Here is a 14,980-nt window from a genome sequence, read left to right as displayed (position 1 = left end):
CAGCGAACACCCAGAAGGACGGCACTTTCCTTCCATCACGTTGCACACAGGACGGTCGTGCCGGCGGGGAGGGCCGGGACCGGTCTAACCGAGCCGCGCGCCCTCGTCGTTTCCGCCCTGTTCGGCGACCCACTGATCGACTTCCCGTTCGAGTTGCGCCGCAACACGATCCGGGTCCATGAGGGTCAGCACGATGGGCAGGGTGATGACCACCGTGCCCACGACGAACACCGCGAACAACACCGAGAAGAGCTCGATCCCACCGGGCATCGCGATCGAGGAGTCCGGTGTCACCTCCACCGACGCCATCCCGAGGAAGTAGACACCGAGGACGGCCGCGCCCGTCACGACACTTCCACAGATGCGCAGGAGCGTGCGGTCCGCGACCTCCACGAGCCACAGGAAGGAGAACGCCACGACCAGCGACACCGCCGCGGTCGCGATGACGAACGGGGTGTCGAAGGTGAACGTGCCCTGCAGCCGCACGGACCACATGAGGGACAGGAACACCACGCAGATCCCGGCGCCGAACAGCACCCCACCGGCGAGCAACCGGCCGGGTGAATGCCCGTCGCGGCTGATCGAGACGACCAGCGCGACGAACGAGCTCACCAGCGCCACCGCCAGCGAGAACGCGATGGTCACCAGATCGTGGCGCACGATGCTGTCGGTGACCCCGAATCCCGCGACGGCGAGAAGCAGGGCGAGCCACGTCCCCACTCCCCCCGCGCACGCGGCCGCCAGCAGCATCCACAACAGCCCTTGCCGATCGGTGGTGGCGAATCGTGCCTTCCTGGCGCTCACGAGGCCGACCAGCAGACCGATCGACGACGTCGCGAACGCCAGGACCACCACCCATGCCCCCATCGAGAAGAGCTGGATGTCGGCGTCCACTACCGGGCCACCGGCTGGTGCAACTTCCTCAGTGCATATTCGGTGACGGTCACCAGAGCGGACTTCGCCGATTCGCGGGCCCGGGCGTCGATCGAGACGATCGGGACCTCCGCCGAGACGGCCAGCGCCTGCCGGATGTCCTCCACGGGGTAACGAGGCGCATCGTCGAACTCGTTGATCGCGACGATGAACGGGAGGTTCCGCGCCTCGAAGAAGTCGACGGCGGCGAAGCTCTCGTCCAGGCGACGGGTGTCGATCAGCACGATCGCCCCGATGGCACCGCGGATGAGGTCGTCCCACATGAACCAGAACCGATGCTGTCCCGGCGTACCGAACAGGTACAGCACGAGATCCTCGGCCAGGCTGATACGACCGAAGTCCATGGCGACGGTCGTCGTGGCCTTCTGGGGCGTAGCGCTCAAGTTGTCCACGCCGTCGCTGGCGTTGGTCACCAAGGCTTCCGTGCGCAGCGGGACGATCTCCGACACTGCCCCCACCAACGTGGTCTTTCCGACACCGAAGCCGCCGGCGATCACGATTTTGGTCGAGGTCACCCGCTTGGGGTCGTTAGAGTTCGCGAAGTCCACTGAGGACCCTTTCAATCAGCTCACGACGCTCCGCGTCGCTCGAATCGTCTTTGAGCGTGGCCAAGATCTGGACGTGTCCGGCCTCGACGAGATCCGCGACGAGGACGCGTGCCACCCCGATTGGCACACCCACCCGAGCAGCGATCTCGGCTACCGACGGGGACTCCTTGCACAACTCCAAAATGGTGGCGTTGATGTTGTCCAGGTCCCGGGCCCGATCGTCGGTGCCCGGGATCGCCTGGATCAACGCCTCCAACGCCAGTTCGACTGCGGGGTTCGTTCGCCCCGAAGTCAGCGAGTACGGGCGGACCAGACTGGGTTGGTCCGGCACCGACTCAGGTTTGCGCGATTCCATGGCCACCTCGACGTCAGGACCCCTGGCCGACCCGCGGGGTCGCCTCGACCGACGCTCCCACGCGGTCGACCAGGAGTGCCATCTCGTAACCGACCTGTCCGATGTCGCATTCCGAGGCGGTCAGGGCGGCCAGGTGAGAGCCGTCGCCGACGCTCATGAGCAGCAGGTAACCGTGCTGCATCTCCACGACGGACTGCAGCACGCCGCCGCCGTCGAAGAGCTGCGAAACACCGTTGGACAGGCTGGCGAGACCGGACGTCACCGCAGCGAGCTGCTCGGCGCGGTCGACCGGAAGGTGTGCGCTGGCGGCCATGAGCAAGCCGTCGGCGGACACGAGCACGGCGTGGGAAACACCGGGAACCTCGCGCGCGAAGTTCGATACCAACCAGTCCAAAGGACGAGTTACATCGGATCCGTGGTCAATATTCATCGAACTCCCTGTTCGTTGTTCTCACGTGTGGTCGCGTTCACCGTAGACCGGCCGTTGCGGACACCCTGCTGGTGACGGCTGAGGTTCGCCCGGATGGCTTCCGGATCGCGCCGTCGGATCGTCGGCCGTTCCACGGGTGCCACGGGTTCGACCGCACCCGGCACCAGACGGTGACCGGGGGCGCGACGAGGCAGACCTGCAGTGGTGTGGTCCTCCACAGGAACCTCGGCCGCGCGCTGCGCTGCTTCCCATCCTGCATCGGCCGCCGACGTCCATTCCCGCTTGCGCCGATCCTCCGGCAGGCTGGTCGGGTCGACGAGCCAGTCGGACATCACGTCGTTGAAGATCGGCGGTGCTGCGGCCTGGCGGCGGAGGGCTCCGGTTTCGCCCCGAGGCTGGAAGAACGAGGCGGTCTTCGCCGAGTTCGTCCGGTACCGGTGCCGTGCGGCCTGGCTGGCCTCACTGTGCGGCGAAACCGAGTCGCCGTTGGCGATGCTCGGCGCAGTCTGCACGGGCGCAGCGGAAGCTGCGGCTCCGACGGTCGCGGCCGGCTGCGGTGCATCCGACTGCGCGGGCCGCTGCGGCAGGCCCGGGGTGGCACCCGGCTGACGCTGCGGCAGACCGGGAGTCGAGGCCGGCTGACGCTGCGGCAGGCCGTTGACCTGCGCCGGGGTTGCCGTCTCGACCGGAGCTTCGGCGACCGGTTCGGGCCGCCGCGCCGGCTGCTGGGCGTGACGCTGCGGCAGACCCGGAGTCGAGCCCGGCTGACGCTGCGGAAGACCCGTGACGGGTCCACCGACCGGCGCGAGCGGTGCAACCGGCGCGATCGGCTCGGAAGGCGCCGGAGCACTCACACCGGAACCTGCCGGAGCGGGAGTCAGACCGGGCGTGGCACCGGGCTGACGCTGCGGCAGGCCCGGCGGGGGCGACTGACGCTGCGGAGCAGGCGACTGCGAGGCACCCGGCTGTGACGTCGAGGGCTGTGACGTCGAGGGCTGTGACGTCGAGGGCTGGGGCGCGGGCTGCTGGGCGTGACGCTGCGGCAGGCCCGGAGTGGCACCCGGCTGACGCTGCGGCAGACCACCCTCCTGCGGACGCTGTGCCGTACCTGCGTCCTGCGGACGCTGTGCCGTACCTGCGTCCTGCGGACGCTGTGCCGTACCTGCGTCCTGCGGACGCTGTGCCGTACCTGCGTCCTGCGGACGCTGCACCGGACCGGAGTCGACGCTCGGCGTGACCACCGTGCGTTCGGAATCCGACTCGACCGCAGGCCGCTGACGCGACGGAAGCGCGGAGGCCAGAGCCGCGGCAGCGTCGGGCTGCACCCGGGGCGTCGGCGTCGACGCGGCCGGAGGCGTAGCCGGCGACTGCGGGACCGGCAGACCGGGGGTCGCGCCGGGCTGGCGACGCGGAAGACCCGGGATCGCACCCGGCTCACGCTGCGGCAGACCCGGAGTCGCGCCCGGCTCACGCTGCGGCAGACCGTCCACCGGCCGGCCGTTCGGCGCCCGGTGGTGGCCGTTGCGTTCCGGCAGCTGATGACCGTTCTGCTCCGGCTTCTGCAGCGACTGAGGCTGGGACACGGGCTGGACCGGTGTGACCGGAAGCTCGCCCGAGATCTCGGGACGGGCCTGACGCGGCACCTCCGGGATCTCGCCCGACTGGTAACCCGGCCGATCCTGCTGTGTCGCGGCCGGAAGCTGCGCCACCTCACGCTCCACGCGCGGCAATGCCGGCTGCTCCTGGGCATCGTTCGGCATGTCGGTGCCGCGCCAGGGCTGCGGACCGGTGTGGGACAGCGCGAGCGGCGAGACGAGCAGAACGTCCGGGATGTGCACGCTGGCAGTGATACCGGGGTTGCGTGCGGTGTCGAAGGTCGGACGCAACCGCACGGTGAGACCGTGCCGGTCCGCGAGCCGCGACACCACGAACAGACCCATGTGGCGGGCCGAGTCGGGACCGACCTCGCCGCCCTGCGACAGGCGGTGGTTGATCGCTTCGAGTTCCTCGGCGGGGATACCGATACCGCGGTCGGCGATCTCGACGAGCAGGCCACCGTCGACGGCGCGAGCGAAGCTGAACGTGACGTTGCTGTCCGGCGGCGACGCGCGCAGCGAGTTGTCGACGAGCTCGGCGAGCAGGTGGACGATGTCGGTCGCGACGGCGCCGCTGAGGGCACCGTCCGGCGTCGAACCGATCTGAACGCGCTGGTAGTCCTCGACTTCGGACATGGCCGCGCGGAGGATGTCGCCGAGCTGGACGGGCGCGGAGTGACCGCGACGCACCCGCGTACCGGAGAGAATCAGAAGGTTGTCGCCGTTGCGGCGCATGCGGGCCGCGAGGTGGTCCAGACGGAAGAGGCTCTCGAGTCGGCTCGGGTCCTTCTCCTCGAACTCGAGTCGTTCGATGAGGCCGAGCTGCTGCTCGACGAGCGACTTGCTTCGCCGGGCCAGCGTCTCGAACATCTCGTTGATCTGGAGGCGGAGGTGCGCCTGCTCACCGGCGAGACGCAGTGCCTGCCCGTGCATGTCGTCGACGGCGCGGGCGAGCTGGCCGATCTCCTCGGTGGTGTGCACCGGAACGCGGGTGAACTCGATGTCCTCGATGTTGTCGCCGAGCTTGATGCGGTCGACGGCTTCGGGCAGTTCCTGACGCGCGACCTTGAGTGCGCCGTAACGCAGCCGGCGGATCGGTCCGACGAGGGACCGCGACACGAGCAGCGCGAGCACGAGAGCGGCGAGCAGCGTCGCGAGAACGATCGCGGTGTCGCGCAGTGCGGCCGAGCGGGTTTCCGCGGCACGCTCTTCGACGGTGCTGGTGATGCCCTCGGTGGCCTGCTCGATCAGCGACCCGTAGATCTCGAGGCTTCGCATCATCGAGGTGCGCAGGTTCAACAGTGGCAGCGGACCGTCGCCGGCAGCGTCGACCATGTCGGAGCGGGTCTTCACCGCGGTGCGCAGTTCCTCGATCTGGCCGTCGGCCAGCGGGTAGGAACGCGCGAGCGTCTCGAGCATGGCGAGCTCGGCACCGGACGCGGAAACCAGCTGCGTGCCGGGCTGATCGGGATCCCGCAGGATCGAGACGATGCCCATCACCTGGTCGAACAGGTAACGCTGGGTGGCCCACGCGTCGACGAGGCGGGTGCCCTCGAGCAGCACCTCTTCGTCCTCGATCGGGTCGACGATCGCGCTCACGATGTTCGACATGTCGCTTCGCACTTCGGTGGTGCGCTGATTCAGGTCGGCGATCGGAACCTGGCCGGCCTTCATCTGGTCACGGAGTGCTTCGGCGCTCGCCAGCACGCGGGTGAGGTCCGCCGCGACGACCGGATCGAGCTCCGGATTCAGCGCGACGGTGCGGACCTGCTCGAGTGTTTCGTCGAGTCGAGCGACTTCTTCCGGCGTGCTCAGACCCGCCGCGGTGGTACCCGCGAGGGTACCGAGCGCGGTACCGAAGTCGACGAGATCAGGGACGTGCGCGACCTGATCGGCAGCCTGCGAGAAGTGAACAGCGTTGGTGAGCTCTTCCTGGATACGCAGACCACCGAGCACCATCGCCACCGTTACCGGAATGGCGAGTACTGCAGTGACCTTCCAGCGAAGACCCCACCCCTCGATGTTCCACCACCGCTGCCGGGGCGGCGAATCGTCACTCATGGATCAAGCTCTCCTTCCACCCCGATCACGACTCTGCACTGCACTCCACCCGACCCGATCCGACGACCGGGCGCGAAGCACCGCGTGGAAGCAGTCGAATGAGGCGTTCCTGGGTGAGGGCACCTTAGCGGGACATACAGGGAATACGGAAGAACTTTCCATTTCCCCCGGCACCGCCGTCCCCCGATCGACAATCGCGAACACACGATCGCAGCAGATAGTACTCACCGGTAATGTGCCCGCGCTATTGCGTGCGCCACCGACACGCGAAAACGGCAGGGCAAAAGCTGTGATTTGCAACACAACTCGTGCCCTGCCGTCACACCGGCATCACACGTCGAGGAACCTGACGTCCTTCGCGTTCCGGGTGATGAAGCTCCGGCGAGCCTCGACGTCCTCGCCCATCAGCACGCTGAACAGCTCGTCTGCCGCGGCGGCGTCGTCGAGGCTGACCTGACGCAGGACCCGCACACTCGGGTCCATCGTGGTTTCCCACAGCTCGGTGGCATTCATCTCACCGAGACCCTTGTAGCGCTGGATGCCGTCGTCCTTGTTGATCTTCTTGCCGGCCTCGAGACCCGCCTTGAGCAGTCCGTCGCGCTCGCGGTCCGAGTAGGCGAACTCCGGCTCGGAACGCTGCCACTTGAGCTTGTACAGCGGCGGCTGAGCGAGATAGACGTGGCCGTTCTCGACGAGCGGGCGCATGAACCGGAACAACAGCGTCAGCAGCAGCGTCGCGATGTGCTGGCCGTCGACGTCGGCGTCGGCCATGAGCACGATCTTGTGATAGCGCAGCTTCGAGATGTCGAACTCGTCGTGGATGCCGGTGCCGAACGCCGTGATGATCGACTGGACCTCGGTGTTCTTGAGGACACGGTCGATGCGGGCCTTCTCGACGTTGATGATCTTGCCGCGGAGCGGCAGGATCGCCTGGTACATCGAATCGCGACCGGACTTGGCGGAACCACCTGCGGAGTCGCCCTCCACGATGTAGATCTCGCACTTGCTCGGGTCGTTGGACCGGCAGTCGGCGAGCTTGCCGGGCAGGCCGCCGAGGTCGGTGGCGCTCTTGCGGCGCACCAGCTCGCGGGCCTTGCGGGCCGCGACGCGGGCCTGCGCCGACGACACGGCCTTGGTCACGATCGTCTTCGCGTCCGCAGGGTTCGACTCGAGCCAGTGCGTCAGGTGCTCGTTGCACGCCTTCTGCACGAACGACTTGACCTCGGTGTTACCGAGCTTGGTCTTGGTCTGGCCCTCGAACTGCGGTTCCGAGACCTTCACCGAGATGATCGCCGCGAGGCCCTCGCGGATGTCGTCACCGGTGAGGTTCGGGTCCTTGTCCTTGAGGAGCTTCTTGTCCTTCGCGTACTTGTTGACCACGCTGGTCAGCGCCGCACGGAAGCCTTCCTCGTGCGTGCCGCCCTCGTGGGTGTTGATGGTGTTGGCGAAGGTGTGGACGGACTCGGAGTAGCCCGAGTTCCACTGCATCGCGATCTCGAGTTCGTGGCCGGTACCGCGCGCGGTGAAGCCCACGACCGAGTTGTGGATCGGCTGCTTGGTGCGGTTGATGTGGCGCACGTAGTCCTCGAGACCACCCGGGTAGTGGTAGACGCGGGACTTGACCTTGTGCGGCGCCTCCGGAGACTGCTCGGTCTCCTGCTCCTCGGCGGTCTTCGGCGCCTCGGCGAGTTCGCTGACGACCTCTTCGGTGACTTCCTCGGGGGCGACGCGCTCGTCGGTGAGCGTGATCGTGAGGCCCTTGTTGAGGAACGCCATCTCCTGGAGGCGGCGCGCGACGGTCTCGAAGTTGTAGGTCGTGGTTTCGAAGATCTCCGGATCCGCCCAGAATCGCACGGTGGTGCCGGTGGTCTTCCTCTCCTCACCCCGGATCAGCTCACCGGGCTTGGACGCGGTGTACGTCTGCTCCCAGTGGTAGCCGTCGACGTCGATCTCGACCTCGAGTTTCGTGGACAGCGCGTTGACGACGGAGATACCGACGCCGTGCAGACCACCGGAGACGGCGTAGGCGTCCGAATCGAACTTGCCGCCTGCGTGGAGCTGTGTCAGGACGACCTCGACGGTGGGGGCACCGGAGGCGTGCATTCCGACGGGGATGCCGCGGCCGTCGTCGACGACCTGGACGCCGCCGTCCTCGAGGAGGGTCACGTCGACCTTGGTCGCGTATCCGGCCATCGCCTCGTCGACGGAGTTGTCCACAACCTCCCAGATCAGGTGGTGCAGACCGCGTTCCCCGGTCGAGCCGATGTACATGCCGGGGCGCTTGCGCACCGCCTCGAGTCCCTCGAGAACGGTGATGGACGAAGCACCGTAGTCACTCTTGCTCTTGTTCGACTTCTGGGCAGCCACGGGTGGGTAGCTCTCCTTCTCCGCCTCGGCCTCGCGCGCGTTCGCGCCACGCATGTCCACCCATCCTACTTGCAGCGACGACAAGCGCCGGGGACGACACAGGACGGGCTTACCGCCCCGCTCATTGCCACGCAGCGGCGATCACGCGGCCCGTCGCATCAAATTTGCCGCGGAGACTCCCGCTCGGCCGTCTGCCGGACGAAGTTCCCGGTCAGGCGGGCCAGCTCGCCGGGGTGGGTCCGCGGCGACCAGTGTCCCGCATCGAGCCGTTCCCGGTGCAGGTTCGACACCCACCGTTCGGTGTCCTCGTATCCCACGGGCCGCACCGCCCGGTCGCGGCCGGCCAGCACGAGCTGAACGGGCACGTCGGTGACGCGCTCCCGCGGCGAGTCCAGCCGACGCCGGATGTTGGCGCGGTAGAGCTTCAGGCCGTGCACCATGTCGTCGGCGAGGGTGGGCGCCGGCGACACGACGGACGGATCGGCGCGGTCGAACAGGCCGACGAAACGCGCCCAGTTCGGGGCGAGCACCCACCGCAGGACGGGGACCGGCACCCCGGGGAGCTGGAACGCCAGCGTGTACGCGGACGCGACGGCCTGGGCGAGCGGGCCGGCGAATCGGCCCGAGCGCAGGCTCCTGCGCATCCACAACCCCAGATGGTCCAGGTTCGGTCCGGACACCGAGGTGTAGGAGGCGATGCGGCCGGCCGCGCCGGGCTCGCACACCGCCTCCCAGCACACCACCGCACCCCAGTCGTGGCCGAGCAGGTGCACCGGTCCCCCGCCGACCGCGTCGACGACCGCGTTCAGATCCCGGACCAGTTCCCTGAGCCGGTAGTCCCGCACCCGCGGCGGAATACTCGAGGCTCCGGCACCGCGGTTGTCGTAGCGCACGACGCGGAATTCGTCGGTGAGCAGCGGCACGACGCGGTCCCACAGCGCGTGCGTGTCGGGCCAGCCGTGCACGAGCACGAGCGTCGGGCCGTGCGGATTCCCCTCGACGACGACCTCGAGACGGATCGAGTCGCGGGTGACGGTGAGTGTGGACACAGAAACCTCCCGAGTGACAGGAAGCGACGAAAACCGTTGAACAACAACACTTTCCAGCGATCCGCCGATGGCCGTGCGAGACCCTTTCCGGCCGGGGCGAATTTAACGTAACACTCGGTTATAGATAAATCTACGGTTGCGGCTCAGCCGTACGTGTCGCGCGGTCCGCGACCGCGGATGTGCCGCTCGCCCTTGCGCCAGCTCGGCGCCGTCGGACCGGTGATCCGCAGTTCCTTGACCACCCCGTGCCCGACCGCCGCGGCGATCTTCGCGAGGATCTGCGCCTGCATCATCCGCAGCTGCGTCGCCCACGCCGTCGACTCCGCGGACACGTGCAGCACGCCCTCGCGCAACGTCGTCGGGGATGCGTGCGCGGCGATGTCGTCGCCCACCACACGCGCCCAGCTGCCCAGCACCGTGCCCTCCGACACGTGACCGGACCATCCGCGCTGCTTCGCCAGGGCGTTCACGAGCGCACCGAACGGCTGCGGATCGCGCTCGTCGGGGCCGGGCCCGGACCATCCACGCCGACGACGACGCGGCCGCACCGGTCCCCGCGACGCACGCCCCTGCCCGACGGACTTGCCGCTGGCCTTAGCGGCCGCTCGAGCCTCCTCGAGAGCACGACGCGCAAGATCGATGCCCCGCAACGGTTCCTGTGGATCATCCTGTGGATGATGTGGAGAAACGCTTCCGTTCTCGTCGTTCACGGCCGCACCTCCTCGACCTCGGTTCGGGTCAGCACCGACAACCGGCCCCGCTCGGTGTCCTCGGCGCGCACCGAGAACCGGGTCCCCGCAAGCTCGGACGGCACGTCCTCCGGGACCGCCGCGGTGATCAGCACCTGCTCGGCCGACGCCGCGACCGCCGCGAGCGCGGTACGCCGCCGCCGGTCCAGCTCCGCGAACACGTCGTCGAGCATGAGCACCGGATCGGTGCCGTCGGACCGCAGCAACTCGAACGCACCGAGCCGCAACGCCAGCGCATACGACCACGATTCCCCATGGCTGGCATAGCCTTTCGCCGGCTGATCACCCAGCACCAACTCGAGTTCGTCGCGGTGCGGACCCACCAGGCAGACGCCCCGCTCGATCTCCCGGGTCCGGGCGGCGGCCAGCGCCGCGACGACCGCCGCCTCGATCGTCGCGCGGTCCCCGGGTTCGGGGCGGCGCGCCGGGTCCGCGAACTCCGGGGGAAGGGCGTCGCCGAGACTGCTGCGATAGCGCAGCAGCGCCGGTCGCGACTCCGGGGCGATCGAGCGGTACGCGGCGACCACGTGCGGCGCCAGATCGTGCAGCAGCGCGATACGCGCCGCAAGTAGTTCGGCACCGTGCGACGCCAGGTGCCCGTCCCACACGTCCAGCGTCGCCAGGGCCCCGGCACCGTCCGCCGAGCGGGCACCCCGGCGCAGGGCACCGCCGGCGGTCTTCAACAGCGCCGACCGCTGCCGCAGCACCTTGTCGTAGTCGGCACGAACGCCCCCCAGCCTGGGGGTACGGGTTGTGAGTAGTTCGTCGAGGAAGCGCCGGCGATCGCCGGGATCGCCGCGGACCAGCGACAGGTCCTCCGGGGCGAACAGCACGGTCCGGAGGATTCCGAGGATCTCCCGGGGCCGCCGCGTCGGCGACTGGTTGATCCGGGCGCGGTTGCTCTTGCCGTCGTTGATCTCGACGTCCAGGGCCAGTTCGCGGCCGGCGTTGACGACGTGTGCGCTCACCAGCGCCCGTGACGTGCCGGCGCGGAGCAGCGGCGCATCGCCGGACACGCGATGCGAGGTCAGGGTCGAGAGGTAACCCAGCGCCTCGAGCATGTTGGTCTTGCCGTGGCCGTTGCGCCCGAGCAGCACCGTCGGCCCCGGAACCAGGTCCACCGAGACGGCGTCCCAGGACCGGAAGTCGCGCAGTGAGAAGGTGCGAACGTACACGGGCCGCTCACCTCGTCCGTGCCGGTCAGCCCGGCAGACGCACGGGCATCAGCAGGTACGTGTAGTCGCTCTCCGGCGCGGCGAAGGTGCCCGACGCGTCCGGCTCCGGCTCCTCGTCGAGAGCCGGGCGCAGCACCGCCGGACGGCTCGACGTGGTGAAGCCGAACGAGACCTTCTCGGTGTGCAGCGAACCGAGCCCGTCGAGCAGGTAGCCGGGGTTGAACGCGATCACGAGCGGCTCGCCGTAGAACTCGGCCGGCAGCGATTCCTCGGCCCGGCCGGCGTCGTCGCCACCGGCCGACAGCAGCAGGCCACCGTCGGCGAACTCGAGTCGCACCTGGGCACCGCGCTCGGCGACCAGCGCGACACGCTTGATCGCGTCGACGAGCGGCGCGATCTCGACGGTCGCCATCGCGGTGTGCTCGGTCGGCAGCAGCTGACGGAACTTGGGGAATTCGGCGTCGAGCAGGCGCGTGGTGGTGCGGCGGCCGTCGGCGACGATGCCCAGGAGCCCGTCCGCACCGACCGCGGATCCGCTGCCCAGCGCGAGCTGGACGGGCGAATTACCGGAACCACCAACGGTTTTTGCCGCCTCGGAGAGAGTCTTGGCGGGAACCAGCACCGCCGAGCTGGTGGATTCCGCGGTGGGCATCCACTCGACCTTGCGCACCGCGAGACGGAACCGGTCCGTGGCCGCGAGGACCATGTCGGTGCCGTCGATCTCGACGCGGATGCCGGTGAGCATCGGCAGCGTGTCGTCCTTGCCGGCCGCGACCGCGACCTGACTGATCGCTTCGGAGAACACGTCGACGGGCAGCGACCCGGTCTGCTGCGGCAGCTCCGGCAGCTGCGGGTAGTCCTCGACGGGCATCGTCGGCAGCGAGAACTTCGCGCTGCCGCAGTTGATGAGCACGCGGGTGCCGTCGAGCACGACGTCGACGGGCTTGTTCGGCAGCGCGCGGGTGATGTCCGCGAGCAGCTTGCCGGACACCAGCACCTGACCGGGCGTGATCACCTCGGCCGAGACGTGCACCTGCGCGGAGACCTCGTAGTCGAAACCGGAGACGGTCAGGCCCTGCTCGTCGGCCGCGAGCAGTACCCCGCCGAGGACCGGGACCGGAGGACGCGACGGGAGGCTGCGAGCCACCCAAGCGACAGAGTCGGCGAAGTCCTCGCGAGCAACACGAAACTTCATGGTTCCAAGCTCCATCTGCCGGTGGATCCTCTCGTCCGAGCTGACGTGCTCCAGTGCACGTCGGGGGGCTGCCAAGTCCTTAGAAGTCTGACACAGGGCCCCGACACCGAAAGGTGGCATCGGGGACGTCGCTCCACGGTATGCCTTCGACTGCGGCTTGGAAAGCCGAGGGCTCGAGCGAGTCGGCGCTCTCGAGAGGCCTGTGGACTCGAGTGCTCCACACCCCCTGTTTTCAAAGAGTTTTTCTTGAAAGAAACTCAAAAGCAGTAATAGGGGGTGTGGAATCTGTGGAGTAACGACCGTCTACGCTGGTGACGCGCGGTCCGACGGGGTGGATGACTCGAGGATGAACTCGAGGACTACTCGAGGATGAATGTGAACATCTCGAGACTATCCACGATCGGTGCACCGTTCGTCCACAGAGATTCCGCGTTCTGCACATGCTAGTCCACAGGTGTGAGGATGTTTTCCGATCTCGAGATTCGGGATACCTCACAGGTGTGCAGAGCCTGTGCACGGACTGTGGACGAACGAAAACGGGCCCGGACTCGAGAGTCCGGACCCGTTCGATGTGAGTGTCTCCGTCAGCGCTTGGACCGCTGCTTGATGCGTGCCGTGAGCTCCTGCACCTGGTCGTAGACCTTGCGCCGCTCGGTCATCTCCTTGCGAATCTTCTTGTCCGCGTACATGACTGTCGTGTGGTCGCGGCCGAACGTCTGCCCGATCTTGGGCAACGACAGGTCCGTCAGCTCCCGGCACAGATACATGGCGATCTGCCGTGCCTGTGCCAGTGGCCGTGCCTTGCCGGGGCCGCACAGGTCGTCGATCGACGTACCGAAGTACTCCGCGGTCACGGCCATGATCGTGGCCGAGTTGATCTCGAGAGCCGTCGAGTCCGGGATGAGATCGCGCAACACGACCTCGGCGAGGGTGAGATCCAGCGGCTGCCGGTTCAGCGACGCGAACGCCGTCACACGGATGAGGGCACCCTCGAGTTCCCGGATGTTGCGTTCGATCCGGCTGGCGATCAGCTCGAGTACGTCGTGCGGGACATCCAGCCGGTCCATCCGGGCCTTCTTGCTGAGAATCGCGATGCGGGTCTCGAGTTCCGGCGGCTGCACGTCGGTGATCAGGCCCCATTCGAACCGCGTGCGCAGCCGCTCCTCGAGGGTCGCGAGCTGCTTCGGCGGACGGTCCGAGGACACGACGATCTGCTTGTTCGCGTTGTGGAGGGTGTTGAAGGTGTGGAAGAACTCCTCCTGGATACCTTCCTTGCCCTCGATGAACTGGATGTCGTCGACCAGCAGAATGTCGGTCTCGCGGTAGCGCTTCTTGAATGCCACCTTGCGGTCGTCACGAAGGCTGTTGATGAAGTCGTTCGTGAACTCTTCGGTGGAGACGTACTTGACCCGCATGCCCGGGAACAGCCGCTGCGCGTAGTGGCCGGCGGCGTGCAGCAGGTGGGTCTTCCCCAGGCCCGACGCACCCCAGATGAACAAGGGGTTGTAGGCGCGGGCTGGTGCCTCCGCGATCGCGACCGCCGCGGCGTGGGCGAACCGGTTCGACGCGCCGATGACGAACGTGTCGAAGGTGTACTTGGCGTTGAGGCTGCTGCTACCGCCCGACGGCGCCGGTGCGCTCGGGGCGGGCGGCTGGGTGAAATACGACGGCCACGACTCGCGGACGGCGGTGATGGCCTCCCGATCGTCGTCGACCTCCTCGAGTTCGCCGGCCTCCACCTCGAGCACCTCGTGGTCGAGGGACGACAGACGACGGTGCCGGAAGGGCTGAGCCATGTCGCGTGGGCTGGGCTTGCGGGTGCGGGGCTCGGCCGGCCGGGCATCGAGCGGCAGCCCCTCCAGGGGCAGGGTGTCGCGCGGGACCGCGTACGGGTCCTCGCCGGGGTCGCCGGTCTCCTCGGTCGCTTCGATCCGCACGCCGAGGCCTTCCACACGATGGCCCAGATTACGGTTGAGCGAGCGCAGGATCGGCTCGCGCAGATCCCGCTCGATGGCCTCCTGCGCGAACGACGACGGGACCGAGAGCAGGGCGAATCCCTGTGCGAGGGTCAGCGGTTTGACCAGCGCAAGCCATGCTTTCTGGCCTTTGGTCAGCGCACCGCCGTCGGCGGTGAGTTCGGCGACGACGTCCGACCACACATCGGCCAGCGCGTTCGGCTCGTCGGTCACGTAGCTGTCCTCCACAGTTCCTGGGTTCGAGTTTCCACACAATTATCCACAGGTGTGGACAAGCATCGTGTCACGCCCTGCTGCGGGTCGCGGAGGTCGCAGGGCGCTGGTGAACGATCTGTTCGAGTGAACCGGCGGGTCCGGATGACGCCCGATCGGCGCCGGGGTCGAGTCACCCCTGTCGATGAACCCCGTGGGACCGCGGCTTACCGCTTCGGTCAGGGTCGTTCTCGAGTGAGGCACGAAACCGGCGGGCGGGCACATCGCCGGTGGCACGGCAGCACACATCGCCGGTGACCCGGCAGCGCACATCGCCGGTGACCCGGCAGCGACA

Annotated in this window: 11 protein-coding genes; all 11 read right to left on the bottom strand. The window is 68.0% G+C overall.

Translation table 11 applies throughout. From position 1 onward, the window contains the following. Positions 1–84: 84 nt before the first annotated feature. The 11 genes from M1M07_RS13680 to dnaA all read right to left on the bottom strand — a co-directional run bounded on the left by M1M07_RS13680 (position 85) and on the right by dnaA (position 14,646). A complete protein-coding gene (locus tag M1M07_RS13680; RefSeq protein ID WP_197257108.1) occupies positions 85–894 on the bottom strand; it encodes a signaling protein in 810 nt (269 codons plus the stop codon). Beyond that, positions 894–1,448: an ATP/GTP-binding protein gene (locus M1M07_RS13675; RefSeq protein WP_068159210.1), complete on the bottom strand. Its 555-nt coding sequence runs from the start codon at positions 1,446–1,448 to the stop codon at positions 894–896. The genes M1M07_RS13680 and M1M07_RS13675 overlap by 1 nt, the downstream gene beginning before the upstream one ends. A 13-nt stretch (positions 1,449–1,461) precedes the next feature. After that, a complete protein-coding gene (locus tag M1M07_RS13670) occupies positions 1,462–1,836 on the bottom strand; it encodes a DUF742 domain-containing protein (protein WP_072808921.1) in 375 nt (124 codons plus the stop codon). A 13-nt stretch (positions 1,837–1,849) separates the two neighbouring features. After that, positions 1,850–2,266 (bottom strand): roadblock/LC7 domain-containing protein, encoded by a 417-nt coding sequence (locus M1M07_RS13665; RefSeq protein WP_068159208.1) that lies wholly within the window; start codon positions 2,264–2,266, stop codon positions 1,850–1,852. Then, positions 2,263–5,922, bottom strand: coding sequence for an ATP-binding protein (locus M1M07_RS13660; protein WP_248674555.1), 3,660 nt, complete (start codon positions 5,920–5,922; stop codon positions 2,263–2,265). The genes M1M07_RS13665 and M1M07_RS13660 overlap by 4 nt, the downstream gene beginning before the upstream one ends. A gap of 330 nt (positions 5,923–6,252) precedes the next feature. Then, positions 6,253–8,289 (bottom strand): DNA topoisomerase (ATP-hydrolyzing) subunit B, encoded by a 2,037-nt coding sequence (gene gyrB / locus M1M07_RS13655; protein WP_197257168.1) that lies wholly within the window; start codon positions 8,287–8,289, stop codon positions 6,253–6,255. A gap of 158 nt (positions 8,290–8,447) precedes the next feature. After that, complete coding sequence (locus tag M1M07_RS13650) at positions 8,448–9,338, bottom strand: alpha/beta fold hydrolase (protein WP_197257106.1); 891 nt, start codon at positions 9,336–9,338, stop codon at positions 8,448–8,450. Positions 9,339–9,481: 143 nt separating this feature from the next. Next, positions 9,482–10,048, bottom strand: coding sequence for a DUF721 family protein (locus tag M1M07_RS13645; RefSeq protein WP_197257105.1), 567 nt, complete (start codon positions 10,046–10,048; stop codon positions 9,482–9,484). Next, positions 10,045–11,262: a DNA replication/repair protein RecF gene (gene recF / locus M1M07_RS13640; RefSeq protein ID WP_248674553.1), complete on the bottom strand. Its 1,218-nt coding sequence runs from the start codon at positions 11,260–11,262 to the stop codon at positions 10,045–10,047. The genes M1M07_RS13645 and recF overlap by 4 nt, the downstream gene beginning before the upstream one ends. A gap of 25 nt (positions 11,263–11,287) precedes the next feature. Then, positions 11,288–12,472 (bottom strand): DNA polymerase III subunit beta, encoded by a 1,185-nt coding sequence (gene dnaN, locus M1M07_RS13635; RefSeq protein WP_197257103.1) that lies wholly within the window; start codon positions 12,470–12,472, stop codon positions 11,288–11,290. A gap of 569 nt (positions 12,473–13,041) precedes the next feature. After that, complete coding sequence (gene dnaA, locus M1M07_RS13630) at positions 13,042–14,646, bottom strand: chromosomal replication initiator protein DnaA (RefSeq protein WP_248674551.1); 1,605 nt, start codon at positions 14,644–14,646, stop codon at positions 13,042–13,044. Positions 14,647–14,980: the final 334 nt, after the last annotated feature.

This window comes from Rhodococcus sp. HM1 (assembly GCF_023218075.1).
GTDB lineage: Bacteria > Actinomycetota > Actinomycetes > Mycobacteriales > Mycobacteriaceae > Rhodococcus.
The sequence above is the reverse complement of the archived record's forward strand: the minus strand, read 5'-3'. Positions and strand labels throughout refer to the sequence as shown.

Bases quoted from the DNA above. Each gene is read 5' to 3' on its own strand.
- M1M07_RS13670 (WP_072808921.1), bottom strand. From the start codon at position 1,836: ATGGAATCGCGCAAACCTGAGTCGGTGCCGGACCAACCCAGTCTGGTC.
- M1M07_RS13665 (WP_068159208.1), bottom strand. From the start codon at position 2,266: ATGAATATTGACCACGGATCCGATGTAACTCGTCCTTTGGACTGGTTG.
- M1M07_RS13660 (WP_248674555.1), bottom strand. From the start codon at position 5,922: ATGAGTGACGATTCGCCGCCCCGGCAGCGGTGGTGGAACATCGAGGGG.
- dnaN (WP_197257103.1), bottom strand. From the start codon at position 12,472: ATGGAGCTTGGAACCATGAAGTTTCGTGTTGCTCGCGAGGACTTCGCC.